This window comes from Myxococcus sp. MH1, from assembly GCF_059738865.1.
In genome coordinates this window covers 6,421,763-6,446,823 of sequence record NZ_AP026947.1, presented here as the reverse complement: position 1 = coordinate 6,446,823, position 25,061 = coordinate 6,421,763, and the positions used below count along the sequence as shown (strand labels likewise).

General features: G+C 70.4%; 25 protein-coding genes. 9 read left to right on the top strand and 16 right to left on the bottom strand.

Annotated elements, in window-relative coordinates; genetic code table 11:
- Positions 1–4 precede the first annotated feature (4 nt).
- Genes AC6JA9_RS25025 through AC6JA9_RS25015 form a run of 3 tightly spaced genes read left to right on the top strand, consistent with a single transcriptional unit; the run spans position 5 to position 3,544 of the window.
- The gene (locus AC6JA9_RS25025) at positions 5–1,123 is read left to right on the top strand and encodes a GNAT family N-acetyltransferase (RefSeq protein ID WP_223747694.1); all 1,119 of its coding nucleotides are present in this window, start codon (positions 5–7) and stop codon (positions 1,121–1,123) included.
- Positions 1,120–2,289 carry a DegT/DnrJ/EryC1/StrS family aminotransferase gene (locus tag AC6JA9_RS25020; protein WP_223747742.1) on the top strand — a complete coding sequence of 390 codons (1,170 nt, stop codon included), beginning with the start codon at positions 1,120–1,122 and terminating at the stop codon, positions 2,287–2,289. Before AC6JA9_RS25025 ends, AC6JA9_RS25020 begins: the two co-directional genes overlap by 4 nt.
- A gap of 52 nt (positions 2,290–2,341) precedes the next feature.
- Positions 2,342–3,544: a GNAT family N-acetyltransferase gene (locus tag AC6JA9_RS25015; protein WP_223747695.1), complete on the top strand. Its 1,203-nt coding sequence runs from the start codon at positions 2,342–2,344 to the stop codon at positions 3,542–3,544.
- Between the two features lie 52 nt (positions 3,545–3,596).
- Here the strand turns inward: AC6JA9_RS25015 and AC6JA9_RS25010 are convergent, their stop codons facing one another.
- The 3 genes from AC6JA9_RS25010 to AC6JA9_RS25000 all read right to left on the bottom strand — a co-directional run bounded on the left by AC6JA9_RS25010 (position 3,597) and on the right by AC6JA9_RS25000 (position 5,472).
- The gene (locus tag AC6JA9_RS25010; RefSeq protein WP_223747696.1) at positions 3,597–3,875 is read right to left on the bottom strand and encodes a hypothetical protein; all 279 of its coding nucleotides are present in this window, start codon (positions 3,873–3,875) and stop codon (positions 3,597–3,599) included.
- Positions 3,876–3,978: 103 nt separating this feature from the next.
- Positions 3,979–4,956 (bottom strand): tetratricopeptide repeat protein, encoded by a 978-nt coding sequence (locus AC6JA9_RS25005; protein ID WP_223747697.1) that lies wholly within the window; start codon positions 4,954–4,956, stop codon positions 3,979–3,981.
- A 3-nt stretch (positions 4,957–4,959) separates the two neighbouring features.
- Complete coding sequence (locus AC6JA9_RS25000) at positions 4,960–5,472, bottom strand: cytochrome c-type biogenesis protein (RefSeq protein WP_223747698.1); 513 nt, start codon at positions 5,470–5,472, stop codon at positions 4,960–4,962.
- Between the two features lie 248 nt (positions 5,473–5,720).
- Here AC6JA9_RS25000 and AC6JA9_RS24995 point away from each other — a divergent pair, with 248 nt between their 5' ends.
- Positions 5,721–7,202 (top strand): serine hydrolase, encoded by a 1,482-nt coding sequence (locus AC6JA9_RS24995; protein ID WP_223747699.1) that lies wholly within the window; start codon positions 5,721–5,723, stop codon positions 7,200–7,202.
- Positions 7,203–7,324: 122 nt separating this feature from the next.
- Here AC6JA9_RS24995 and AC6JA9_RS24990 read toward each other — a convergent pair whose 3' ends face one another.
- From AC6JA9_RS24990 to ccmA, 9 genes are all read right to left on the bottom strand, one after another.
- On the bottom strand, positions 7,325–8,233 hold the full coding sequence (locus tag AC6JA9_RS24990; RefSeq protein WP_223747700.1) for a hypothetical protein: 909 nt from the start codon (positions 8,231–8,233) through the stop codon (positions 7,325–7,327).
- A gap of 14 nt (positions 8,234–8,247) precedes the next feature.
- Positions 8,248–9,558, bottom strand: coding sequence for a zinc ribbon domain-containing protein (locus AC6JA9_RS24985; protein ID WP_497957948.1), 1,311 nt, complete (start codon positions 9,556–9,558; stop codon positions 8,248–8,250).
- Positions 9,559–9,681: 123 nt separating this feature from the next.
- Positions 9,682–10,236 carry a TlpA family protein disulfide reductase gene (locus tag AC6JA9_RS24980; RefSeq protein ID WP_223747702.1) on the bottom strand — a complete coding sequence of 185 codons (555 nt, stop codon included), beginning with the start codon at positions 10,234–10,236 and terminating at the stop codon, positions 9,682–9,684.
- Positions 10,233–12,248 (bottom strand): heme lyase CcmF/NrfE family subunit, encoded by a 2,016-nt coding sequence (locus AC6JA9_RS24975; protein WP_223747703.1) that lies wholly within the window; start codon positions 12,246–12,248, stop codon positions 10,233–10,235. Before AC6JA9_RS24975 ends, AC6JA9_RS24980 begins: the two co-directional genes overlap by 4 nt.
- Positions 12,245–12,742 carry a cytochrome c maturation protein CcmE gene (locus tag AC6JA9_RS24970; protein ID WP_223747704.1) on the bottom strand — a complete coding sequence of 166 codons (498 nt, stop codon included), beginning with the start codon at positions 12,740–12,742 and terminating at the stop codon, positions 12,245–12,247. Before AC6JA9_RS24970 ends, AC6JA9_RS24975 begins: the two co-directional genes overlap by 4 nt.
- A 6-nt stretch (positions 12,743–12,748) precedes the next feature.
- Positions 12,749–12,931: a heme exporter protein CcmD gene (locus tag AC6JA9_RS24965; RefSeq protein WP_141331425.1), complete on the bottom strand. Its 183-nt coding sequence runs from the start codon at positions 12,929–12,931 to the stop codon at positions 12,749–12,751.
- A gap of 2 nt (positions 12,932–12,933) precedes the next feature.
- Positions 12,934–13,650 (bottom strand): cytochrome c biogenesis protein CcsA, encoded by a 717-nt coding sequence (ccsA, locus tag AC6JA9_RS24960; RefSeq protein ID WP_223747705.1) that lies wholly within the window; start codon positions 13,648–13,650, stop codon positions 12,934–12,936.
- Between the two features lie 3 nt (positions 13,651–13,653).
- Entirely contained in the window at positions 13,654–14,322 is a 669-nt protein-coding gene (locus tag AC6JA9_RS24955; RefSeq protein WP_141331437.1) for a heme exporter protein CcmB, read from the bottom strand.
- A 41-nt stretch (positions 14,323–14,363) separates the two neighbouring features.
- Positions 14,364–15,023, bottom strand: a complete 660-nt coding sequence (ccmA, locus tag AC6JA9_RS24950) for a heme ABC exporter ATP-binding protein CcmA (protein WP_223747706.1) — start codon at positions 15,021–15,023, stop codon at positions 14,364–14,366.
- 400 nt (positions 15,024–15,423) lie between these two features.
- On the opposite strand from ccmA, the gene exoL reads away from it, so the two are divergent.
- The 5 genes from exoL to exoP all read left to right on the top strand — a co-directional run bounded on the left by exoL (position 15,424) and on the right by exoP (position 20,990).
- Complete coding sequence (exoL, locus tag AC6JA9_RS24945; protein ID WP_370640349.1) at positions 15,424–16,524, top strand: spore coat polysaccharide deacetylase ExoL; 1,101 nt, start codon at positions 15,424–15,426, stop codon at positions 16,522–16,524.
- The gene (exoM, locus tag AC6JA9_RS24940; protein ID WP_223747707.1) at positions 16,521–18,041 is read left to right on the top strand and encodes a spore coat polysaccharide flippase ExoM; all 1,521 of its coding nucleotides are present in this window, start codon (positions 16,521–16,523) and stop codon (positions 18,039–18,041) included. Before exoL ends, exoM begins: the two co-directional genes overlap by 4 nt.
- A gap of 94 nt (positions 18,042–18,135) precedes the next feature.
- Positions 18,136–18,654, top strand: a complete 519-nt coding sequence (locus tag AC6JA9_RS24935; RefSeq protein ID WP_046714337.1) for a serine O-acetyltransferase — start codon at positions 18,136–18,138, stop codon at positions 18,652–18,654.
- A gap of 8 nt (positions 18,655–18,662) precedes the next feature.
- Positions 18,663–19,724, top strand: a complete 1,062-nt coding sequence (locus AC6JA9_RS24930; protein ID WP_223747708.1) for a glycosyltransferase family 4 protein — start codon at positions 18,663–18,665, stop codon at positions 19,722–19,724.
- A 63-nt stretch (positions 19,725–19,787) separates the two neighbouring features.
- Positions 19,788–20,990, top strand: coding sequence for a spore coat polysaccharide biosynthesis glycosyltransferase ExoP (gene exoP / locus AC6JA9_RS24925; RefSeq protein WP_141324511.1), 1,203 nt, complete (start codon positions 19,788–19,790; stop codon positions 20,988–20,990).
- A 57-nt stretch (positions 20,991–21,047) separates the two neighbouring features.
- Here the strand turns inward: exoP and AC6JA9_RS24920 are convergent, their stop codons facing one another.
- From AC6JA9_RS24920 to AC6JA9_RS24905, 4 genes are all read right to left on the bottom strand, one after another.
- On the bottom strand, positions 21,048–22,232 hold the full coding sequence (locus tag AC6JA9_RS24920; RefSeq protein WP_473565914.1) for a DUF4350 domain-containing protein: 1,185 nt from the start codon (positions 22,230–22,232) through the stop codon (positions 21,048–21,050).
- A gap of 220 nt (positions 22,233–22,452) precedes the next feature.
- On the bottom strand, positions 22,453–23,358 hold the full coding sequence (locus AC6JA9_RS24915; RefSeq protein WP_370640348.1) for a DUF4129 domain-containing protein: 906 nt from the start codon (positions 23,356–23,358) through the stop codon (positions 22,453–22,455).
- 12 nt (positions 23,359–23,370) lie between these two features.
- Entirely contained in the window at positions 23,371–24,405 is a 1,035-nt protein-coding gene (locus AC6JA9_RS24910) for a hypothetical protein (protein ID WP_223747710.1), read from the bottom strand.
- Positions 24,402–25,037, bottom strand: coding sequence for a thiamine phosphate synthase (locus tag AC6JA9_RS24905; protein ID WP_223747711.1), 636 nt, complete (start codon positions 25,035–25,037; stop codon positions 24,402–24,404). Before AC6JA9_RS24905 ends, AC6JA9_RS24910 begins: the two co-directional genes overlap by 4 nt.
- Between the last annotated feature and the right edge of the window lie 24 nt (positions 25,038–25,061).

Below are 25,061 nucleotides of genomic sequence, written 5' to 3'. Positions count from 1 at the left end.
GAACATGGAAGCAACCCTGAGCAGTCCCGGGCCGCGTGTCGTCGAAGTCGATGACCGCGCGGCCTTCATGGCCCTGGAGTCGGAGTGGAACGCGCTCGTCGAGGCCACGACGGACGAGCTGTTCTACCGCCACGAGTTCATCCGCATCTGGCTGGACAACTTCGCGCCGGGGGCGCGGCTGCGCGTGCTGACGCTGCGAAACAGCGAAGGCCGGCTCTCCGCCGCGCTGCCCCTGTGGGAGGAGCGCACCAACCTGTACGGCGTGCCGGTGCGCCAGCTCTCCGCGGCGGCGAACACGCACTCCTGCCGGTTCGACCTGCTGGCCCGCGAGCCGGACGCGGCCGCGGCGATGTTCCTGTCCCACCTGCGTCAGCAGGGTGGGTGGGACGTGCTGCGGTTGACGGACGTGCCGGATGGCGGCGCGGCGTGGCGGCTGCATGCGGCGGCGCAGGCGGCCCGCATGCCGGTGGGGGCGTGGGAGTCGCTCCAGTCGCCGTACATCCCGCTGCCGGGCACGCGCGAGAAGTTCCAGGCGTCGCTCCAGTCCAAGTTCAAGGCGAACTGCAGGCGGCGTCGCCGCAAGCTCGAGGAGAAGGGGAAGGTCACCTTCGAGCGGGTGGACGGTGGCCCGGGCCTGGAGGGCACGCTGGAGGAGGGCTTCCTGCTGGAGCAGAGCGGCTGGAAGGGCGAGCGCGGCACGGCCATGGCGCAGGACACCGCGACGCGGGGCTTCTACACGGAGCTGGCGCGCGACGCGGCGTACCGGGGGAAGCTGGCGCTGTACTTCCTGCGGCTGGACGGCCGGCCGGTGGCCTTCCACTACGGCCTGGAGCACGGCGGGCGCTACTTCCTGCTCAAGCCCGGCTACGACGAGCAAATGCGCGAGTGCAGCCCCGGCCAGCTCCTGATGGAGGAGGTGGTGGGGACGTGCATCGACCGGAAGCTCGGCGAGTTCGACTTCCTGGGGCCGGACATGGTGTGGAAGCGCGACTGGACGGACCAGGTCCGGCGCCACACGTGGCTCTACATCTTCAATGACTCCGCCTTCGGCCGGGCGCTGTGCGCGGCGAAGTTCCGGTGGACCCCCGCGGTGAAAGAGGTGGTGGCGAAATGGAAGCGATGACTCCCTCGGGCCGGCTGTTCGTTCCGTCGCTGCCCACGCTGTGGCCCCACATGCTGGTGTCCAAGCCGAGGCCCGGCTCGCTTCCGCCGTTCTCCTCGCCCAACGTCCGCTACTTCTACTTCGCCCGCAACGCGGTGTGGTTGACGGTGAAGATGCTGGGGTTGGACAACGGCGAGGTGCTGATGCCCTCCTACCACCACGGCGTGGAGGTGGAGGCGCTGGTGGACGCGGGCGCGACGCCGCGCTTCTACCGCGTGGGCAGCCGCTGGGACGTGGACCTGGAGGACGTGGCCCGGCGCATCACCCCGAAGACGAAGGCGCTGTACCTGACGCACTACGCGGGCTTCCCGGGACCGGCCGCTGAGATGCGCAAGCTGGCCGACCAGCACGGGCTGGTGCTCATCGAGGACTGCGCGCTGTCCCTGCTCTCGTCCGACGGCGCGGTGCCGCTGGGGACGACGGGCGACGTGGGCATCTTCTGTCTGTACAAGACGCTGCCGGTGCCCAACGGGGGCGCGCTGGTGGTGAACGGGCCGCGCTCGTACAGCCTGCCGGAGCCTCCGGCGCCGCCGTCCGCGTCGACGTTCAGCCACACGGTGTCCGCGCTGTTGCAGAACCTGGAGCTGCGCGGCGGCGCGGTGGGCCGCGGCCTGCGCGGGCTGGTGCGCACGGTGGGGCACGGCACGGTGAAGGCGGCGAGCATCGAGCGGGTGGCCACGGGCACGCAGCACTTCGACCGCAAGCACGTGGACCTGGGCATGAGCCCGCTGACCAAGCGCATTGCCTTGGCGCAGGACCTGGAGTCCATCGTCGAGAAGCGCCGTCGCAACTACTTCTACCTGCTGGGCCGGCTGCGCGACGTGTCGACGCCGCTGTTCAACCAGCTGCCGGCGGGGACCTGCCCGCTGTTCTACCCGATGGTGGTGCAGGAGAAGGCGGAGGTGCTGGCGCGGCTGAGGGCGAAGGGCATTGACGCCATCGACTTCTGGAAGCGCTTCCATCCTGCGTGTGACGCGGGGGCCTTCCCGGAGGTGGCGCAGCTGCGGCGCAGCATCGTGGAGATTCCGTGCCACCAGGACCTGTCGCCGGAGGTGATGGCGGACGTGGCGTCGGTGGTGCGCGACGCGGTGCGGTCGGAGAATCGGTCGAAGAAGCGCGCGGGTTGAGCCGGACGGTGGGTTGGGAGGGGCGTGAAGCCCCCTCCGAGGAGGCGGGGCGGTGATTCGCGAGGACGAGCTGAGGCAGGGGCCCAAGGCCGCGCGGCGGCTGGACGTGAGCGCCGTGGGCAGTCTGTCCGCGCTGGCGGGGATGAGGGCCGAGTGGGACGCGCTGCTGGATGCCAGTGACGCGGGCCCCTTCAATGCGTGGGAGTGGCTGTATCCGTGGTGTCGGCGCATCGCGCCCCAGCGGCGCCCGCTGGTGCTCACCGCGCGCGACGCGGCGGGCACGCTGGTGGGACTGTTGCCGCTGGGCCTGGAGACGCGCCGCGTGGCGGGCGTGCCGGTGCGCCGCCTGGGCTTCCTGGGCGAGACGCACGTGGGCAGCGACTACCTGGACGTGGTGGCGCGGCGCGGGCTGGAGCGCGACGTGGCGGAGTCCTTCGCGCGGATGCTGGTGGCGCTGCGCGAGGAGTGGGATGTGCTGGACCTGACGGACCTGCGAGAGGACTCCGTCACGGTGGACGTGCTGCGCGAGGTGTTCCGCGGGCACGACGTGCGGCTGTCGGAGCGGTACGTGTGTCCCTACGACGTGTTGGACCCGCGCGAGCCGTTCGACGCGTTCCTCAAGCGCACGGGCCGGCGCGACAACTACCTGCGCCGGCGCAAGTGGCTGGAGAAGCAGGAGGGCTATCGCATCGAGCGCACGGAGGCTCCGGGCGAGCTGGCCGGGCCGATGACGGACTTCTTCCGGCTGCACTCGGCCCGGTGGGCGGAGGACGGCGGCTCGCAGGGCATCAAGGGCACGGGCGTGGAGGCCTTCCACCGTGACGCCACGCAGTGGCTGGCGGAGCGCGGCCGGCTGTGGCTCTACACGATGAAGGTGGGCGGCAAGGCCGTGGCGTCCGTGTACGGCATCGTCCACGGCCACCGCTTCGTCTACTTCCAGTCGGGATACGACCCTGAGTGGCGCAACCGCAGCGTGGGCCTGGTGCTGGTGGGGGAGAGCTTCAAGGACGCGCTGGCGGCGGGGCTCACCGAGTACGACTTCCTGCGCGGCACGGAGACGTACAAGTCCGACTGGGTGTCGAAGCAGCGGCGCACGGTGTCGGTGCGCGTGCACTCGGGCACGAAGGCGGGGCAGTGGTACTCGCGCGCGGAGGAGCTGGCGCGCAAGGCGCGCAACGCCGCCAAGCAGGTGCTGCCGGGCACGTGGGTGGAGAAGGTCCGCCGGCTGCGTCGGCGCCGCGCGGCGGTGCACTGAAGACAGCGTCGGGTCGGCGCCCCGGAGTGAAGCGGGGCGCCGAGGGGGGCGACTAGTTGCAGTAGAAGTTGAGCGTCTGCGAGTAGCGGCCCGACAGGGTGCCGAACTCGGTCAGCGTGCCGTCGCAGTCACAGTACTCGCGACCCACCTCGACGCCGTTCACCGTCCAGTAGCGGTTGAAGGAGCGACGCCCGTCGCAGGCCCAGATGAGGCCCTGCTCGCTCGACTCGAGCGTCTCCGTCTCGGACGGCGGCTGCTGCTCCGGGGCACCACCACAACCACTCAGGACCAACGCGACGACACAGGCCAGCTTCGCGGAGTACTTGAACATGTCGAGCTCCCTACCAACGACGGGGGGACGGCGAGACATGTCTACCATGGAGATGACATCAGACCCGGATAAACTGTAGTGACTGTGTTGCGTGAGCCGTGTCTCAGGGCACGTTGGCGATGTCGGCCCGGAGCTGGGCGATGGCGGGCCCCAGCTGGGGCGGCTGCATGTTGCGCGGCACCTCGACGGAGAAGCGCTCGAAGTGCTCCAGGGCCTTCTGCTTGTCGTCGCGGCGCAGGGCCAGGCTGCCCAGGAAGATGAGGGCCTCCTGCGCGTCGGGCCAGGTGTTGACCAGCTCGGTCAGCTCGGCCTCGGCGCCCTGGAGGTCGCCCTGGGTGGCGCGCAGCACGCCGCGGTGCACGCGCAGCTCGACGTGGAACGGGTCCACCGCGAGCCCCTTGGCCGTCACCTGCGCGGCCTCCTCGAACTGCTGGCGGCGGATGAGCTCGTGGCTGAGCATGGACGCGGCGTCCAGGTCGCCGGGGTTGGACTCCAGCCGCGCGCGGGCCTGGGCGAGCTCCGGGTCCTGTGACTCTCCCATGCCGCCCTGCTGCGCCTGCTGACCGGCCGCGGCGCCCGGGGGCATGCGGCCGGTGGCCTCCTGGCCGTCGACGCGGGTCTGCTGCTCGGAGACGAGCAGGTAGCCCAGGCCGCCGAAGAACAGGACGATGCCGGCGCCCCACAGCGCGCCGGACAGCTGGGGGTTGCGCGCGGACCAACCGGTGGGCGCGGGCAGCTCGCGGGCGCGGGGGCGGCCGTCGCCGCTGGAGGTGGCCTTGCGCTTGAGGTGCTCGTCCTTGGCGCGCAGGGCGCCGGCGGCCTCGCGCTCCAGGCGGGACTTCTCCGTGGCGTACTGCTCGGGGGCCAGGTTGTGCTTGTCGGCCTCCAGCGCGCGGAGCTGGTCGATGAGGGACTGGGCGCGCTGGCTCAAGTCGTCGAGCACGCCGTCCTTGGACGGCTCGGGCGGGGTGGCGGCGATGGCGCCCCGGCTGCGCATGTAGAGCAGCCACGCGGCGGCGGCGACGAAGGCCACGGAGAGGACGATGATTCCGGGCAACCAGTTCGTAGGCTGAGGCTGCATGGCTTAGCGCTCCAGCTCCCGGCGCACGGCCTGGAGGTAGGGGTCGGCGTCATCCGCCGCGGAAGGGGGGCCGCCCGGCGCGGCGGGGGCGGAAGGCGAGGTGGCCTGGGCGGTGGGCTCCAGGGCGGGGCCCTGCTGCAGCTGTCTCCAGATGACGAAGCCGCCCACGACGAGCAGCGCGACGGGGCCCAGCCAGACGAACCAGTTGAAGCCCTCGGCCTTGGGCTCCAGGAGGACCCACTCGCCGTAGCGCGACACGAAGAACTCGACCACCTCCTGGTCGCTCTTCCCCTCGGAGACGAGCTCCCGGACCATGTCCAGCTGCGCGCGGGCCATGGAGGACGGGCTGTCGGAGATGGAGAGGCCCTGGCACACCGCGCAACGCAGCGTCTTGCCGAGCTTCTGGACGCGCTCCTCCAGGGCCGGGGCGAGAGGCTCGCTCGCGGCCTGCTGGGGCGCGAACTGGCCGGTGACGAGGCCGAAGGCGAGGGTCAGGGACAGCAGGGCGGCGGTCATCGGAACTCCCGGAAGCCGTCTTAACTAGCGCTACCGCCCGGTGTTGGACAGCGAAACCTGAGCGCCGGGCGCCTGCCCCGCTTCCCGGACTGTAGGTGGGCATCCGTCACGGCCGGGCCGGCGGCGGGCCCGGGCGGGGCACGGCCGCGACGCAATGGTTGGTCGCCCGGTTCGTTCCCGGTGGAGCATGGGACGCCGCCGGGCCGGCTCGGATGGAGCGGGGCGATTCAACTTCCTTGGAGAGCGGAATGAAGCTGGCTTGGATGGATGCGGGTGTCGCGGTGGGCCTGGGGTTCTTGTTGGCGGTCTCCCCGGCGGACGCGGCGAGCCGCAAGGACAAGGAGGCGATGGAGCGGCTGGCGGCGAGGTACCACGCGCTCAACCAGTTCAACGGGAGCCTGCTGGTCGCGGACGAGACGGGCATCGTCCTCAAGAAGGGCTACGGCCAGGCGAACATGGAGTGGGGGATTCCCGCGGGGCCCGACACGAAGTTCCGCATCGGCTCCGTCACCAAGCAGTTCACCGCCACGCTCATCCTTCAGCTCGTGGGTGAGGGCAAGGTGGGCCTGGAGGACCCGGTGACGAAGCACCTGACGGACTACCGTCAGGACACGGGCTCGCGCGTCACGGTGACGCACCTGTTGAACCACACCTCCGGCATCCCCAGCTACACGTCGAACCCGAAGTTCGGCGACGTGGCCAGAGACCCCTTCACCGTCGCCGCGTTCGTGAAGGAGCACTGCTCCGGAGATCTCCAGTTCGAGCCGGGGACGAAGTACGCGTACAACAACTCGGGCTACTTCCTCCTGGGCGCCATCATCGAGAAGGTGACGGGCAAGACGTACGCGCAGGTGCTGGAGGAGCGCATCTTCAAGCCGGCGGGCATGAAGAACACGGGCTACGACGTGTCCGCGACGGTGCTGCCCAAGCGCGCGTCGGGGTACGACTTCAAGTCGGGCCAGTACGTCAACGCGGACTACCTGGACATGGGGTTGCCGTACGCGGCGGGCTCCATCTACTCGACGGTGGAGGACCTGTACCTGTGGGACAAGGCGCTGCAGGGCACCTCCCTGTTGTCGGAGGAGCTGAAGAAGAAGATGACGACGCCGGGCCTGGACCAGTACGGCTTCGGGGTGTCGCTGGAGCCGTTCAGGCTGGATGACGGCAAGACGAAGCTGACGGCCGTCTACCATGGGGGGGGCATCAACGGGTTCAGCGCCTTCTTCGTGCGGGTCCCGGAGAAGAAGCAGGTCGTCGTCGCGCTCTCCAACGTGGGACGCGGCGCCAGCCCCCGGCCGCTGTCCGCCGGCGTGCTGAGCATCCTGAACGGCGTCGCGCCGAAGCAGCCGCTCAAGTCCATCGCCGACGAGGTCTCTCGCATCCTGGCCACGGGCACCGCGCAGCAGGCGCTCGCCACGTACCAGCAGCTCAAGGGCAGCAAGGCGGGCGCCGAGTACTTCTTCGGCGCGGGCGAGCTCAACCGCGTCGGGTATGACCTGTTGCGCGGGGGCCGCGTGCCGGAGGCGATTGAAGTCTTCAAGGCCAACGTGGAGCAGTTCCCCGAGGACGGGAATGTCCACGACAGCCTGGGCGAGGCGTACCTGGCCCAGGGGAACAAGGCCCTGGCGAAGGCGAGCTATCGCCGCTCGCTGGAGTTGGATCCGTCCAACACGAACGCGGAGAAGGTGCTCAAGGAGATGGACGCGCCCGAGGCGAAGAAGGCCCCCTGAGTCGCGCGGCGGCTTCATCGGGCTCGCGTGATGACACGTCACGCGAGCCTTTGACGTGTCTGGCTCCAGGGCGGACACGCCAGGATGGTCGGACTTCGCGTGGCGCGCGGGGGCTGACAAGCTCAGCGCTTCGCCACCAGCCGGTTCTCGCGTCCGCGCTCCTCGTAGTCGGGCCAGCCGAAGTGGCCCTCGGACTCCTCGACTCCGAGCTCCGCGGTGTCCGATGCGCGCAGGGCCTCGAGCTGGCCGCTGTCGCGCAGCTCGAGCAGCATCGCGACGAGCATCTTCCCGAGGTGCTCCTCCAGTCGCGCATGCGCCTCGGGGGTGCCCCACGTCCCATCCTCGCGGGCCGCGAGCTTCACGCCGCCGAGGCCCACCAGCGCCGGCTTGTGCTCCTTCACGTCCGGCCAGCGGGGGACGAGCAGCTCCGCGAAGTCGTCATGGGTCATGCCTTCGCCCGGCTCGGACTCCGGGTTCAGGTCGAAGCCCACGTTCAGCGCCCCATTGTCGGTGGAGTACCGCAGCGCCAGCCGCTGGACGGGCCGCGGGTCCTTGTGGCTCCGCGCGAAGTCCTTCACCGCCTTGGCCAGGAACCTCGAGACACGCGCCTGCTCCTTGCCCAGGTCCAGCGGGGCGACCTTCTTCTTCGGCGGAAGCTCGACGTAGTACGACGCGCGGAAGGCGCCCTCGGTGCCCTCCCACGGCGCCAGCGCGATGAACGCCTCCGTCTGGTGGCCCTTGTCGCTCTTCAACACCAGGTCACACCAGTACGTGGGTTGCGGGTGCAGGCGCGTGGTGCGGAAGATGGACCACTTCGGCTGTACGAAGGGCTTCAGCTTCGCGCTCGCGACCCGGTAGCCGCTCGTGCCGAGCCCGCGGATGAAGCTGTCGTTCTGCTTGGGCGGGCCTGACCCCGGGAAGTCGGGATGCTCGTGGGCCCGCAGGGCGGCCCAGTCCCGCGCATCGAACAGCTCACGCCAGCGGTCCACGAAGGCGACCGCGCCAGGGGGGAGGGGAGGAGAGGACGACATGCCTCCGCTCTACCTCAACGGCCGCGAGGCTTGGGCTCCTCCTCGTCGTCCGGGCCCATGTCATCCGGGTTTCCCTCGTCGTCCGGGCCCATGTCATCCGGGTTTCCCTCGTCGTCCGGATACATGTCATCGGGGTTCGGGTCCTCGACACGCTCCGTCTCGTCGAGGCCGTCGTCATACGCGGGCGCGGGGACCAGCGCATCCCTTGACTCCCGCAGCTGACGGACCACCTGGACGCCCATGGCCGCCAGGCCCACGACGAAGATGAGCGGCCCGGGTGACAGCTTCAGGTGCAACAGCGCCCACAAGAGCCCCACGCCCAGCACGCCCACTGGCGCGAAGCGCGTCCACGCGGGGCGGGACACCTCGGGCCTCAGCGCGAGCAGCGCCAGCACCGACAAGAGCAAGAGCTCCACCAGCACCGCGCCGGACAAATCCCAGCCCGTCAGGGTGATGGTGCCCGCGTTCGCGGAGTACAGGACGTCATCCGCGGCCCGCTGCGCGCCGATGACCCGCAGCTCCGGCGGACCCGAGGGCACGGGCGCGTCCGGCACCTCCGGCAGCGTGCTGAGCGTGGCCCACGGCGCGAACAGCGTCAGCAAGGCCAGTCCCACGCCGCCGAGCGTGAGCACCGACGGCATCACCAGCAGCTGGCGCAGGTCGAACCAGCGCGCGAGCACGCCGTCGGGGCCGGCAATCACCTTCCGCCACTGGTCATGGATGATGAGCCCGGAGGCCAGCAGCCACAGCACGGGCATCACGCCAATCCCGAGCATGCGGAAGCTCAGCGCCGCCAGCAGCGCGCAGAAGGCCGCGGGAATCTCCGGGCGGTAGAGCACCTCCGGCAGGAGCTTCGTGACGCCCTGGGCCTCGCCCGCGAGCCTCAGCTCCCGCGCCAGCGTCAGCATCGCGCCCACCACCGCGAGCAGCGCGCCCACCACGCCCACGCCATCGAAGGAGGGGAGGATGGAGAGCGCCAGCGCGAACGACAGCACCGCGAGCCCCACGATGCTCTGCGAGTGCGCCGGCACGCTCGCCAGCCACCTGGGGCCGTCATAGCCGGGGCGCGACTGGCCCGGGTCCGTGTCCTCCGCGGTGTCGCGGCTGCCCGCGGGCACGTAGGCGGCGCCCTGGCTGTGGGCCTCCGCCTCGTCGAGGATCTCCGCCGCGTAGGACGGCTCCTCCATGGCCCGTCGCGTGGAGTTCGTCCGCAGCGCGGGGCGCGAGCCCGTCAGCCCCTGGGGGCTCTCCGGCATCTTGCCGCCGCAGTTCTCGCAGTACTTCAGCCGCGCGTTCGAGGACTCACCGCACTCCGGGCACCGCATGAACCCACCTTGCTGTGCGGAGGGCGGGGGGAGCCCTCACGGTCAACGCAAGTCGTGGAATAACACGAGGTTTTCACCGGAAGCGAGAGGCCCCAGGTGAAGCGCGGGTGACGGTTGCAGCTCCTACGGACGCTGGGCCTCGGCGGCGGACGGGCTCGCCGTGGTCAGCTCGCGGATGCGCCGGGTGAGCGACTCCGGGTCGATGGGCCCCACGTGCTTGCCACGGATGGTGCCCGCCGGGTCGATGAAGTACGTCTCCGGCACCCCCGCCACGCCGTAGCTCACCGCCATGCGCGAGCGCGGGTCGATGAGCTGCGGGAAGCTGTACCCCTGGCGCCGCAGGAAGGCGCGGGCGTTGTCCTCGGAGTCCTCGAACACCACGCCCAGGAACACCGCCTGCGAGCCGTACTCGCGCTGGCCCCACTCGAGCACCGGGTGCTCGTACTGGCACGGCCCGCACCACGACGCCCAGAAGTTGATGACCACCGGGCGGCCCTTCAGGTCCGCCAGGCTCACCTTCTCGCCGGTGTCCAACGAGCGCAGCACGAAGTCCGGCGCGGGCTTGCCCGTCAGCATGAAGGGCACCTCGTGCGGGTTTCGCCCGAAGCCCTTGTAGAGCACCGTGAGCAGCGCCACGGAGAGGACGACGAAGCCCAGCGTGTAGCGCCAGCGCTTCATGCCGCCCCCCGTTCCGCGTCACCCCCGGCGAGGCTCGCGCCCACCTCCGCGCTCGACAGCGCCACCGCCGCCTTGCGCCGCGGCCAGATGGCGATGAGCGTGCCCAGCACCAGCAGCGGGATGCTCCACCAGATCCACCCCACGAGCGGGAAGACCCAGACGTTGAAGCTCGCGTTGCCGGCCTGCTCGGAGAACGCCATCAGCGAGACGTAGAAGTCCTCGCCGGCCGTCTCGCGCACCGCGGGCGTGCCGATGGGGTCCGTGCTCCGCTCGTAGTAGTTGAGCCGGGGCTTCATCTCCGTGACCTTGCCGCCCGGCGTCGTCACCTCCACGCGCGCGGCGACGAAGGTGCGGTGCGGCTCCTCGCCGCTCATCAGCCCCAGGTACTTCAGCTGGTAGCCGTCGAGCTGCATCGTCTGGCCCTTCTTCAGCGTGCCGGACGTGTGCTTGACGTACGCGGACGACGCGGCCACCGCGACGATGATGAGGACGATGCCCAGGTGCACCACGTAGCCGCCGAAGCGGCGCTGCGCCTTGGTGGCGCTGGTGACGAGCGCGGTGAGCAGGCCCTCCTTGCGCTCCGACATGCGCACGCGCACCGGCGCCACCAGCTCGCGCACCGTGATGACGGTGACGAAGCCCGCGAGCCCGAAGGTGAGCAGCGGGTAGACGCCGCGCAGCCCCACCGCGAAGCACACCGCGGTGACGATGAGCCCCACCACGGCGGGGATGATGAACTGCCGACGCAGCGTGGCCTTGTCCGGCGTGCCCCACGGCAGCACCGGGCCCACGCCCATCAGGAACAGCACCGCGATGCCGCCCGGCACCGCCATCTTGTTGAAGTACGGCTCACCCACGCTGACGCGCACGCCGCGCACCGCCTCGGACACCAGCGGATAGAGCGTGCCCAGCAACACGGTGAAGGTAATGGCCACGAACACCAGGTTGTTGACCAGGATGCTCGCCTCGCGTGACACCAGCGAGCTCATCCGCCCCTCCGGCACCAGCAGCGGCCCGCGCACCGCCAGCAGGCCGATGCACAGCACCAGCAGCACGCCCAGGAACACCAGGAACGTGGGGCCGATGTCCGACTGGGTGAAGGAGTGCACCGAGTTGAAGATGCCCGAGCGCGTCATGAACGTGCCCAGGATCGTCAGCACGAAGGACGCCAGCGCGAGCGACAGCGTCCACAGCTTCAGCATCCGCTTGCGCTCCTGCACCATCGTCGAGTGCATGAACGCGGTGGCCGTCAGCCACGGCAGGAAGCTGGCGTTCTCCACCGGGTCCCACGCCCAGTAGCCGCCCCAGCCGAGCACCGCGTAGGCCCACCACGCGCCGAGGATGATGCCGATGGACAGGAACAGCCAGGCGACCAGCGTCCAGCGCCGCAGGGGCGCCATCCACGCCTCGCCAATCTCCCCGCGCAAAAGCCCCGCCACCGCCACGCCGAACGGCACCGTCATGCCCACGTAGCCCAGGTAGAGGAAGGGCGGGTGGATGACCATCAGGATGTGGTTCTGCAGCAGGGGATTGGGCCCCGGGCCGTCCGGCGGCACCGGCGACACGGCGCCCCAGGGGTTGGCGGGGCCGGCGATGAGGAACGTGAAGAACACGCCCACCGCCAGCATCGTGCCCAGCGCCAGCGACATGTAGCGCGCGTGCTCGCGGCGGTGCAGCCACGCGAAGGCCGCCACGTACGCGCCCATGATGAAGCCCCAGAAGAGGATGGACCCCTCCAGCGCGCTCCACAGCGACACCACCGTGTAGAGCAGCGGCGTGTCCCGGCTGCCCACCTGCGCCACGTACTTCACGCTGAAGTCGTGCGAGACGAGCGCGTACACCATCACCAGGTTCGCGGCGATCATGCAGCCGGCGAAGCCCCACACCGCGCGCATCACCCACGGGAAGCCCGCCTCGCTGCGGCGCAGCCCCGTGACCAGGCCGACCAGCGCGCCGAAGGTCGCGAACGCGAGCCCTCCGAGCACCAGTCCGTATCCAAGCGAGCCGTTCACCGCGCCTCCGCTCCGGGCGTCGCGCTCGCCGTCGTCGAGCTGTCCGACAGCGTCTCACGCCACTTGTTCGGGTCCTCGCCCTCCTTGGGGGCGCGGTACTCGTTCGAGTGGTTCACCATCAGCCGGTTGGAGCTGAACACGCCGGAGGCGTCGTACGTGCCCTCCACCACGACGCCAATCTTGTCGCGGAACATCTGCGGCGGCGTCTCCGTGGAGCGCACCAGCACGCTGGCGGCGCCCTCCGTCACGTCGTTGGCGACGCGGAAGTGCAGGGTGGTGTGCTCGGCGTTCCACTGGATGCTGCCCGGCTGCACCACGCCGCCCAGGCGGATGGTGGCCGTGTAGGCCTTGTCCCCCTGGGCCAGCATCTCCGACGGGCTCCAGTAGTAGACGAGGTTCTCACCGATGTTGCCGAAGGCGACGAAGCCCAGGCCAGCGGCGGCCACCAGCAGCGCTCCCAGGGCGAAGATCCGATTACGGGCGACAGGCGTCATGACCACTTACTCCTTCGCGTCCTGCGAGGCCTGGGGCCGGCGCAGCCAGAGGGACAGCGAGTAAAGCACGAGCGCTGCCACGGTGATGCCGTAGCAGGCCCAGACATAGCCCCAGCCCCCCTGGATGCGGCCACTTCCCACCTGGCCCGCGGCCTGGGCGAGGACTCCCAGCGTCGTCAGCGTCGTCATGGTCAGGCCACCTTCGGGGTGTTGTGGACATCCGGCGCGCCCGCACCGGGCAGCGCGTCCGGCAGGGCCACCTCCGCCCGGCGCTCGGCCAGGGCGATGCGGTAGCGCTGGATGAGCAGGGCGATGGTGACCAGCAGCATGCCGATGGCCGCCACCCGCAGGGGCAGCACCATCTGCGGATCCACCGTCTTCGGGCTCGACTGCACCTGGTGCAGGCTTCTCCACCAGCGCACCGAGAACCAGACGATGGGCAGGTTGATGGCGCCAAGAATCGCCACCACCGCGCTCCACGTCGCGCGCTTGTCGGGGTCCTCCACGAAGCGCCGCAGCACCAGGTAGCCGGTGTACGTCACCAGCATGATGGCCTCCGACGTCAGGCGCGGATCCCACGACCAGTAGACGCCCCACGTCGGGCGGCCCCAGATGGCCCCGGTCACCATGCCCAGCGCGCCCAGCACCAGCCCCACCTCGGCCGCCGACTCCGCCAGCGAGTCCAGCTTCCAGCCCGGCTTCGACTTGAGCAGGTGCGACACCGCCATCACGAAGTTCAGGAACATGGCCAGCATGGCCATCCACTGGAGTGGGACGTGCACATACATGATGCGCTGCACGTCACCCATCTCCCGGTCCGGAGGTGCCCACGCCAGGCCCAACCACCAGCCCGCCGCGAGCACGCCCAGGCCCACCACCGGGAGGCCCCACTTGATGAGCTTGTTCATCCGTCAGTCCTCGATGATGCGAGGGAAGAGCATGAAGCCCACGCCCCAGTAAATCAGATTGAAACCGAGCAAAAGCCCCAGCCATGAGCCCAACTGATTCATGGGGTCTCCCTGCAATACGAGGGTGGTCGCCTTGGCCGCGGACAGCAGGGCAGGGATGACCAGCGGGAACAATAGCAGAGGCAGGAGCACATCCCTTGCCCGGGCATTGCTGGAAATCGCGGCGTACACCGTCCCCGGTGCGCTGAGGGCCAGGCTGCCGAGCAGCAGGACACTGCCCAGGTCCACCGCGCCCATGACCACCCGCACGCCGTACAGGGCGACCATGACGGGCAACAGCAGGATGCCCAGCGCGACGAGGAGCAGCGCGTTGCCCAGGGCCTTGGACAGGTAGATGGCGCGGGGGTCCGCGGGGGCCAGCCGCACGCCGTCCATGCAGGCGTTCTCGGACTCGACGCGGAAGGACTCGCCCAGGGCGAGCACGCTGGCGAAGAGGATGGCCAGCCAGAAGTAGCCGCCGGCGTTCTTCTCCAACAGGCGCGTGTCCGGGCCCAGCGCGAAGGAGAACATCAGCAGGGTGGCCAGCGCGAAGAAGACGATGGCGTTGAGGCGCGCGCGGGTGCGCCACTCGATGAGCAGGTCCTTGCGCAAGAGGGCCAGCGTGGCGCCCATGAGTCCGAGGGGCCGGGGGCGCTGGGGGCTTGTTGGCAGATTCACGCCGACACCGCCCGTCCGTCCTGCAGGTGCAGGCGCTCCTCGCACAGGGACAGCCCCTGGTCGATGAGGTGCGTCGCCAACACCACCGTGACGCCGCCCGACTTGAGCTGGGCGATGATGCCCTCCATCTCCCGGATGCCCTCCGGGTCCAGCTCGCCGAAGGGCTCGTCCAGCAGCGCGATCGTCGGGGCCTTCATCAGCAGCCGGGCGATGGCCAGGCGCTTTCGCATGCCGGCGCTGAAGCCGCGCACCGGGTTGTCCGAGCGCTTGCCCAGGCCCACCCGTGCGAGCAGGCCCTCCGCCGCGTCCTTCGGCGAGGGGTGTCCCAGCAGCCGCGCCAGCACGGTGAGGTTCTGGTGCGCGGTGAGGTCCTCGTAGAGGAAGCTGGCGTGGGACAGGAGCGCCACGTCGCGGCGCAGCTCGTCGCGGTGCACGACGGCGTCCTTGCCCAGCACCTCCACGCGGCCCGCGGTGGGGCTCAGCGCGGTGGCGAGCATGCGCAACAGCGTCGTCTTTCCGGAGCCGTTGTGGCCGGTGAGCAGCAATGAGCGTCCGGCGGGAAGCGCGTACGTCAGCCGCGCCAGCGCCCAGCGACGTCCATAGCGCTTGCTGACGTCATGCAACGCGAGCGCGGCAGCGGCGGAGTGGGGAGTCATCGGGATGCTCGTTCGTATCCGGAATCGCAACTGTCATCCAGTGAAACCCGGGCGGCTGGCCGGCCAGGGGTGGGGCGACCCTGAAGACAGGAAAGTTTTTCCAATGGGTGGGGCACGGTGTGCCCGCGTGGTCCGCCGTGTTTCCCTGGTGCAACGTGTCCAGCCGTCGTCATCCCTCTCGTCCCGCCGGGCGTCCCCCCGAGCGCGGACGTCAGGCGCCTGAATCGGCTATGGCATCACCCCTGCAATGGCTCCCGCGCGAGTTGGAAGTTCCCTGAGGGGAACGTGGGCCAGGGGTTCCTTTTCCGCGGAGGGCGTGATGGCAACGGCGAGGGTCTTGCGGAGGGCGGTCAAGGCGGCGACCGCTGGCGTGCTGCACTACAGCGGCATGCGTCGGGCGATGGCGGCCTATCGGAGGGTGCAGTCGGGTGGCAGGCGCATCCTCATCGTGAGTTATCACCGCGTGGTGAGCGACTTCACCGGGGAGCTCCAGCGCTCCATCCCGGGGTTGCTCATCAGCCAGGAGACGTTCCGGCGTCATCTCGAGGAGGCCTCGGCGGCCGGCTTCGAGCTGGCGTCGATTGGCGACGCGGTGGACGTGATGTCGGGCCGGAGGGTGGCGAAGAAGGACCTGTGCGTCATCACCTTCGACGACGGGTACCGGGACGTGTACCGGTACGCGTACCCCATCCTGAAGCAGATGGGCGTGCCGGCCATCACCTATCTGCCAACAGCGTTCATCGGCACGAAGCGGCGGTTCAACCATGACCGCCTCTTCCACCTGCTCAGGCGCGCGCAGGAGCGGCACTACCACCCGGTGTACGCGGCGCTGCCGGAGGCGTCGATGGAGCTGCTGGGCCCCATCCTCTCCGGACAGAAGACGGTGTCCGCGGCGCTGGATGACTTCATCGGGGAGCACCCCACGCGGGTGCTGACGGCCATCATCGACGCGCTGGAGCAGCAGCTCGGCGGTGGCCAGGACCTGGTGCCCGAGCAGGGCGACGTCATGAACTGGGACGAGGTGCGCCGCATGGCGCGCGACGGGTTCGAGTTCGGCGCGCACACGCTGGGGCACACGGTGTTGACGCTGGAGCCGCAGGCGGTGGTGGAGCAGGAGATCCTCGAGTCCAAGCGGACCATCGAGGCGGAGGTGGGCATCCAGGTGCGCGACTTCGCGTACTGCAACGGGTGGTACTCGGACGAGGTCATCCGCGTGCTCGCCGCGAACGGCTTCCGCTCGGGCGTGACGACGGAGGACCTGCCCAACCGCATCGGCGGGGACCCGTTCACCCTCAAGCGCAAGGTGCTGTGGGAGAACTTCAGCCTGGGGATGCTCGGGGACTACTCGTCGCCGCTCACCGGCTGCCAGCTGGATGACTGCTTCGGGTTGCTCGGCGTGAGCCGCCCGGTGCCGGGGCGCAGGACGCACTCCTTCCGCGGCAGCCTGATGGGCAACGTGCTGGCGACGCCCGACGGAGCGGCCCTGAAGGAGGCTCCGTGAGCGGAGCGGCATCACCGGCGGCGGCGGGGGGCTCGTTCCTCGGCCGCGCCGGTCCCCTGGTGTTGGCCCGGCTGTTCACCGCCGGGCTGACGCTGTCCATTCCGCTCGTGCTCGCCCGGGTGCTGAACCTGGACGAGTACGGCACGTACTACCAGCTGTTCCTCATCGCCACGACGCTCTACTACGTGCTGCCGTTCGGCGTGGTGCAGAGCCTGTACTACTTCCTGCCGCGCACCGGCGAGAAGCGGCCGTACCTGGGACAGACGCTGCTGTTCATGTCGGGCGCGGGCGTGGTGGGCGCGCTGCTCGTCTTCGCGTTGATGGGCCCGGTGGCGGGGTGGTTCTCCAACCCGCGGCTGCTCGACTACCGCTGGGAGCTGGCGGCCTACACGGCGTTCCTGCTGGGCAGCTTCCCGCTGGAGGTGTCGCTCACGGCGCAGGGGCGCACCAAGGCCTCGGCCGTGGTGTACCTGGTGTCGGACGCGGTGCGGGCCTCGGTGATGGTGCTGCCGCCGCTGCTGGGCTTCTCGTTGCATGGGCTGATGGTGGCGGTGTGCGGCTTCACGGCGCTGCGCTTCGTGGCGACGTGGGTCGTCTGTCTGCGCGGTGTCACGGGGCCCCTGGTGAGCGGGCCGCTGCTGCGCGCGCAGCTGGCGTACGCGGCGCCGTTCGGCGCGGCGATGTTCCTGGCGATTCCGCAGCAGAACGCGCACCTGTACATGGTGGCGGGCGCGGTGGCGCCGGCGATGTACGCGCTGTACCGCGTGGGCTGCTTCCAGCTGCCGGTGGTGGACCTGCTCTACACGCCCACCAGCGAGGTGCTGATGGTGCGCCTGGGGGAGCTGGAGCGGGAAGGGCGCCTGGAGGAGGGCGTGGACGCGTTCCGCGAGGCGGCGGGGAAGCTGGCGTACGTGTTCCTGCCCTTCGCGGCGTTCCTCTTCGCGGCGGCGCCGGAGTTCATCGGCGCGCTGTTCGGCGAGAAGTTCCTGCCGGCCGTGCCCGTGTTCCGCATCAGCGTGCTCGGGGTGGTGCTCTCCATCCTGCCCATGGACGGGACGCTCAGGGCGCGCGGGCTGACGCGGGCCATCTTCGTGTCGTACGCGGTGAAGGCGGCGGTGACGGTGCCGCTGGTGTACTTCGGCGTGAAGCACCTGGGGATGCTGGGCGGCATCGGCTCGTGGGCGGTGGCGGAGGTGGTGGGCAAGGTGCTGCTGCTCACCCGGATTCCGGCGGCGCTGTCCACGCCCCGACGCTCCTTGCGTCTGGTGGACGTCATCCCGTGGCGGGAGCTGGGGCGCGCGTCGCTGGCGGCGGGGGCGGCGGGGCTGGCCGTGTTCGTGCTCCGGGCGGCGGCGCAGGGGGCGTGGGGGCACCTGCCCCAGGGCTTCTTCTGGCGCGTGCTGCCGCTGGCGGTGGCCGGGGTGCTCTTCTCGGTGGGCTACGTGGTGATGCTGTACGTCGCGGGGGTGCGGCCGCTGGCGGTGCTCGCGGGCCTGCGTCCCCGGAGGACGGCCTGAGGAAAAGTCGGGATGCGCCTGGGGCCTACTTCCCTCTCGGGGGAACGGTACCTAGGTTGCTCCCCGTCGCGAGGTTGGGTCAGGGGAGGCGTGGATGGGTGTCGATGCGATGACGTTGTACCGGATGGCTCGCGGTTTGCGGCTGAAGAAGGTTCCGCTGCTGCCCGCGCTCTTGCGCAAGGCCATCTACTACCTGCACAGCTCCTACGTCCCGGACGAGGCCGACATCGGCGAGGGGACGCAGCTGGGCTACGGCGGAATCGGCGTCGTCATCCACAAGGCGGCGAAGATCGGCCGCCACTGCCTCATCTCTCAGCAGGTGACGATTGGTGGACGCTCGGGCATCGAGGGCGCGCCCATCATCGGCGACTACGTGCGGGTGGGCGCGGGCGCCAAGATTCTCGGCAACATCCACATCGGTGACTTCGCGGTCATCGGCGCCAACGCCGTGGTGCTCAAGGACGTGGCGCCGGGCTCGGTGGTGGCGGGCATCCCCGCGCGGGTCATCCGGCAGGATCCGGATCCGCTGACCACGTATCAGCGGGAGATGGGGCTCTTGCCGCGTCGCTCGCCGCTGTCGGCGGTGCCTCCTTCGGCGTCGGTGCCGAGCTAGGGCCTGCCATGCGCGTGCTCCTGGTGGGAGACCATCCGCCTCCGTTCGGGGGCGTGGCGATTCACGTTCAACAACTTCATCGGTTCCTGCGCAGCCGTGGGGTCGAAGCGAAGGTGCTGGACATCGGGAAGGGCGGCCGGCCGGTTCCGGACGTGCTCCCGGTGCGCAGCCCCGCTCACTTCGGCCTCAGGCTGACCGGGTTTCTCGCCTCGGGGTGGACGGTGCATGTCCACACCAGCGGGAACAACCCCAAGGCCTGGCTGCTCGCGGCCATGGTGGCCGGGGTGCCCGCGGGTCGGGCGCCCCGCTTCATCACGCTGCACTCGGGGCTCTTGCCGGACTACCTGGCGGCGTCCGCGGCGCGGCGCGCGTTCGCCCGGGTGGCGCTCGCGGGCTACACGCGCATCATCGCCGTCTCGCTGGCGGTGCGTGAGGCGCTGCTGTCGTGCGGCGTGCCGGCGGAGAAGGTCCTGGTGCAGCCCGCCTTCTGCGCCTCGCAGGTGCAGGCGGGCGAGGTGCCCGTGAAGGTGGAGGCCGCGCGGGCCCGGCGGCGTCCGTTGCTGACGATGGCGCACCACCCCTCGCCCGTGTACGGGCGCAAGGTGGCCTTCCGGGCGCTGCGGAAGTTGATGGAGTCCCATCCGGACGTGGGGCTGGCGCTGTTCGGCCCCGGGACGGACTCCGAGGAGTTCATCCGCGACGCGCGCGAGCTGGGCGTGGCGGGGCAGCTCGAGGTGCTGGGCGAGCTGGACCACCCCGCGGCGCTGGGGCTCATCGCGCGCGGCGATGTCTTCCTGCGGCCCACGACGCATGACGGGGACTCCATCTCCGTGCGCGAGTCGCTGGCCCTGGGCGTGCCCTGCGTGGCGAGCGACGTCTGCGCGCGGCCGGAGGGGACGCGGCTGTTCCGGGCGGGGGACGCGGCGTCGCTCGCGACGAGCATCGGTGAGGCGGTGGCGGCGGGGCCGGCGAAGGTGGCCTCGCCCGACGTGGGGCCGGTGTTGCTGGAGCTGTACGAGGCGCTGGCGCCTCGTCGGTCCGCGCCCGTGCAGGCGGCGCCCGCGGCATGAGCGGTTCTTCACACGAGATTCGCGGGACTCCCGCGAGGACTTCAGACACAGGGGAGATGAGAGATGCGTCGCAGTGATGACCTGGATTTGACGCGCCGGGCGCTCCGAGGGCGCGACCTGGTGGTGTTCTCCAACGACTGGGACGGCGACCCGCTGTCGAAGGTCCACATCATGCGGATCCTCTCCAGGGACAACCGCATCCTCTGGGTGAACAGCATCGGCAACCGCGCGCCGAAGGCGAACGCGCACGACGTGAAGCGCATCTTCTCCAAGCTGGAGCGCTTCACGCAGGGCCTGCGGGAGGTGGAGCCCAACCTCCACGTCCTGTCGCCGCTGGCCATTCCGTTCTACGGCTCGGAGATGGTGCGCGGGGCGAACCGCGAGCTGCTCCGGCTGCAGGTGCGCCGGGCGATGAAGCAGCTGAACTTCCAGCGGCCCATCTCCTGGAGCTTCCTGCCCGCGTCGGCGCCGGTGTCGGGCACGCTGGGGGAGGAGTTCGTCGTCTACCACTGCGTGGACGAGTTCTCCGCCTTCAGCGACACCAACGGTCGGCACATCGCGGAGCTCGAGGACCGGCTCCTGCGTCGCGCGGACCTGTGCATCACGTCCGCCGAGCGTCTGAGGGACAACAAGTCCCGCGTCAACCCGCGCACGGTGCTGGTGCGTCACGGCACGGACTTCCGCCACTTCGTGAAGGCGTGTGATCCGACGACGGTCATCCCCGCGGACATCGCGAACCTGCCCAAGCCGGTCATCGGCTTCTTCGGGCTGGTGGCGGACTGGGTGGACCAGGACGCCATCATCGCCACGGCGCGCGCGCACCCCGAGGGCTCGGTGGTCATCATCGGCAAGACGACGCCGGACTGCGATGACTCCCGGCTGCGGGCGGAGCCGAACATCCACATGCTCGGCCGCAAGGCGTACGCGGACCTGCCGGGTTACAGCCGCGCGTTCGACGTGGCGCTGATGCCGTTCAAGATCAGCGAGCTGACGCTGAACGCCAACCCGCTCAAGGTGCGCGAGTACCTGGCCTCGGGTCTGCCGGTGGTGTCCACGGACCTGCCGGAGGTCCGCAAGGTGGGCCTGTGCAAGATCGCCAAGTCCACCGAGGACTTCGTGGCCAAGGTGGATGAGTGCCTCGCGGAGGGCCCGGGCCCCAGCCGCGAGCGCGCGGAGAAGATCTTCAACGAGAGCTGGGACGCGCGCGTGGACGAGATTCGTCACCACGTGGGCACGGCGATGGTGGCAGCGGGCAAGTCGCTCTGAGCGTCGGGGCTGCCGGGCGCGGTGGTCTCGCGCCCGGTGTCCATGTGAGGGTGGGACTCAGGAACGGTTGAGCGATTGTCGGCCCGCCACGGTGCGCTCCAGGTGCGCATAGAGGCGGGCCACTCGCGCGTAGTCCGCGGGCTTGACGGTGGCCTGTCCGAGCAGTCGGTTCAGCTCCGCCTTCGCGTCCAGGTAGTGCGACGCGGGGATGCCGCCGTCCTGTTCGAGGAGTCGCGCGGCCTCCGCGTCGGCGAGGGCGGGGGAGATGCCCAGGCGCTCCTGCAGTTGTTGACGCAGGGAGGTGTCCAGCTCGGGGAGCAGGGACTTCTCCACCTTCGCGCGTCGCATGAGCCAGCCCATGCTGCGCACGTACTCCAGCGCGGAGCGGTGTTTCTCCTCCCGCTCCGGCCTCGGCGCGCCGAAGCGCGTGCCGCGTGAGAACGCGTAGAGGCCGCTGACGACCAGGACCTGCGCGACGAAGACCCAGATGCCACGCGACAGCGGCGGCGGGGGCGCGAGCTGGTGGTGGTACTCGTCGATGACGAGCGGGCCTCGGGCCGCGAGCGCGTTCCAGAAGCGCGCGTTGTCGAGCAGCTCGATGCGGCGGTTCTCCAGGAGGTCCGCTCCGGCGAGCACGTAGATCTCGCCCTGTCCGAGCGCACGTCGCCACATCGTCACCGCGCCGCCGAGCCCCGCGAGCGGAATCGCGTCCGGGTGCTCCATGAGGATGCCGCGGTCCTGGGAGACGCGCAGCGTGCTGAGTCCGCGAAGGGGACCCGCGCCCAGCCACACGTCCACCGTGGTTCCACCCGCGTCCGCGAGGTCCGTGGAGAGCCCGCGCTCGCTCGCGGGCAGCAGGGGACCGGGCTCCAGACGGAGCCACTTCTCCAGCGCGGCCTGGTGCATGCCGAGCTCGCGCGTCGACAGGTACACGAGCGTGCCGCCCTGCTCGACGAAGTGCTCGACCTTGCGTACCTCCTCGTCCGTCACGGGGCTGCCGATGGGGGAGGCCAGCACGAGCGTCCGGGTGTCGGCGGCGAGTGACTCCAGGGAGGCGAGGTGCGTGCTGACCGCGCGTCCTCCTTCTTGGAGGAACAGGTAGAGCGCGCGGGCGCCTTGGGGGCCCGTGTTCTCCACGGAGGGAACGGGCGAGTCGGGCGCATCCGCGCGCGTGGACAGGCCCATCGCCAGCGCGATCGCGATGAGGACCCCGAAGACGATGAGCGTCCGTGCGTTCTTCACGGCGTGACCTCCTGCTCCCCAGGCGCGGTGCCCGCGATGGAGCGGGCACCGGGCCGTGCAGAGGGGGAATGAGGACGCGCACTTCGCGCGGGATGAAACAGGCTCCCGACTTCAGCGGCGAGGCTGTCGCGTGTCGTCGACCCGCCGAGGTCACGCGGTCGCAGCGACGACTGAGGTCCGGCTTCAGCCGCCGGAACGAGCTTGCGTGTCGTCGGCCAGCTCATGCCGCCGCCTCCGCGCCGAGCGTGCCGAGGAGCCGCTCCACCGCTTCGAGGAACCGCGTGGCCTCGTCCACGGGGACGGGGGCCAGGGAGTAGAAGGCGTGGTCGTACCACTCCACCAGACGCTCCACCTCCCGGGTGAGCGAGGCGGGGGCCCCTCGCGACGGCAGCTCCGAGGCCAGCTCCCGGTTCGTCTTCACGCGATCGGGGCGCGCCAGCCGGCGCTCCTCCAGCGCGGACAGCATGGCCAGCAGTGCCTCGCGAATCGCCTCGCGTGAATCGTTCGCCAGGGCCGTGCGCGCGCGTCGCAGGTGCTCCGGTGGCGCGTCCAGCACGAGCGGCGCCGCGGGCCCGACACCGTCCTGTGCTCGCCCCGGAGCGCGCCCCCGACGCATGGCGCGAACCTTCAGCACGCCCCACAGCACGAGCGCCATCGCCAGTCCCAGCATCACCGTGCGAGTCGCCACCGCGAAGCCCTGGGCCTCGCGCGACTCGAACAGTCCCTCCAGCCACGCCTCCAGCTTGCGCAGCCACTGCTTCACCAGATCTCCGTGCCGCTGCCGCGCGCGAGCGAACTCCGGCCGGTCCAACACGGACTTCAGTCGCTGCTGCTCGCTCCCGGGCAACTCCGTCACCGGCTCGCCGGAGCGGGCCTCCTGTTCACGCAAGCCACACGCGCGCTCGAGGAACGCCGTCACCTGCTCGACGCGCTGAGCATCCGTCGCGTCCTCGGGTGCAGGCGGCAGCGGGATTCCCCCGAGCCTCCGCTCCAGTCGCTCCAGTGACGCGGACACCTCGGAGGGGCCCGCGCGCAGCGCCTCCTCGAGCGAGCGCGCCGTGTCCTCCCGCTCCTCGCAGGGAAGCGCGGTCAGCAGGAGCATCAAGGGCAGGAAGGACACGGACACGGGCGCGCGAGGTCAGGCGGCGAGCGGCGACGTCGGTGAGGTATCACCGCCCAGCCGCTGCTCCAGGTCCAGGGCTTCCCGGCGCACGCGCAGGTCCAGGTAGAAGAACGCGCAGACGACGAAGTTCACGGGGGAGAAGAAGGACTGGGCCATGACCTGGAGCAGCTCGACGGGCACCAGCAGCCACTGGGGCGTGCGGGCGATGGTGTCCGCGGAGAACGGGTTGCCGTAGGGCAGCATCACCAGCCAGGAGGGGATGCCGAACAGCAGGTGCACCGAGAACAGGATGAGGCTGACGACGGTGAAGAGAATCATCCCCCGCACCACCACGCGCCCCATGAAGCCCGGCTCCACGCGCCCCGACAGCAGCGTCCCCGAGCGCTGGAAGGCGGCCCACGCGCCCAGGTCCTCCATCGCCAGCACCGGCGGCAAGAGCAGGAAGCGCAGGAAGTACCAGAGCATGGCACCCACCATGCCCAGGCCCAGCACCAGCGCACCCAGGATGAGCACCACCGCGCCCAGCGCCTGCGAGCCCATCGCCGACACGACTCCGCCCACGACGAGCACGATGATGCCGGGGACACACGCCACCAGCATCACCAGCAGCGACCAGCCCAAAGACAACACGAACGCCCCCGTCACCGGCCCCACCATGGAGAGGCTGCGGCGCAGGCTGTCCGCGGGGCTCACCGGCGTGCCGAGCTGCGTGGACACCACGAAGCGGGAGGTGGCGACCATCGCCAGCCAGTAGCTCCAGATGAGGAACGAGAACATCCCGCCCCACAGCACCATGGCGAGGGCGGACTGCCCCAGCATCTCGAACGGCTTCTGCTGGGCCAGCACCTGCTGGTCGGGGGAGTACAGCATGGGCGTCAGCACCCGCGTGAGCTGGAGCACGCCCTTGGTCGCGATGTAGTTGACCAGCGAGTAGCCCAGGCTGAGCACGAAGAGGGGCTTGAGGTGGCCGCGCCAGAAGGTGACGGAGCGGTCGATGAGCTCCCCCAGGGCCAGGGGACGCAGCGCGGATGCGGAGGCAGGTGAAGTCACGGGACCGGCAGCATAGCCCGGGGCGGGCAGGCCGCGAGCAGCGTGCGCGCCGCGCGCGCCGGGTCCTCCGCCTCCAGCACCGCCGAGATGACGGCCACCCCCGCCGCGCCCTCCAGCGCAAGGGCCCGCTCGCTCGTGATGCCCCCGAGCGCGAGCGCCGGGCACCCGAGCCTGCCCGCCAGGGCACGGAACCCCTCGGGACCGAGCGGTCGCCGCGCATCCCCGGGCTTGGAGCCGGGCGCGTGGACGGGGCTCACCAGGGCCAGGTCGGCGCCGCTCGCATCCAGGGCCTCGGCCTCGTCGTGCACGGCCACGCTGAGGAGTCGGCCCGCGGGCAGGCGAGGGCGGACCTGCGCGGGCAGCAGCCCGTGGGCGGGCAGGTGCAGATGGGCGTCCACCAGCAGCGCCACGTCCAGCCGCCCGTTGATGAACAGCGGATTGCCCCGGGCATGGCAGAGCGCGGCGAGCACCCGGGCCTCCTCGAGGAACCCGCGCGAGGTGGCCTCCGGATGGCGGTGCTGCACGGCGACGTCCGGTCCCGCGTCCAGCGCGCGGGACAACGCCTCCAGCAGGCGCCCCCGAGGAAGGCGCCAGTCGGTGATGACGACGAGCCGGGGGAGGGTGGGCGCCACGGGAGCGTCCTGTCCGTCCGCGGA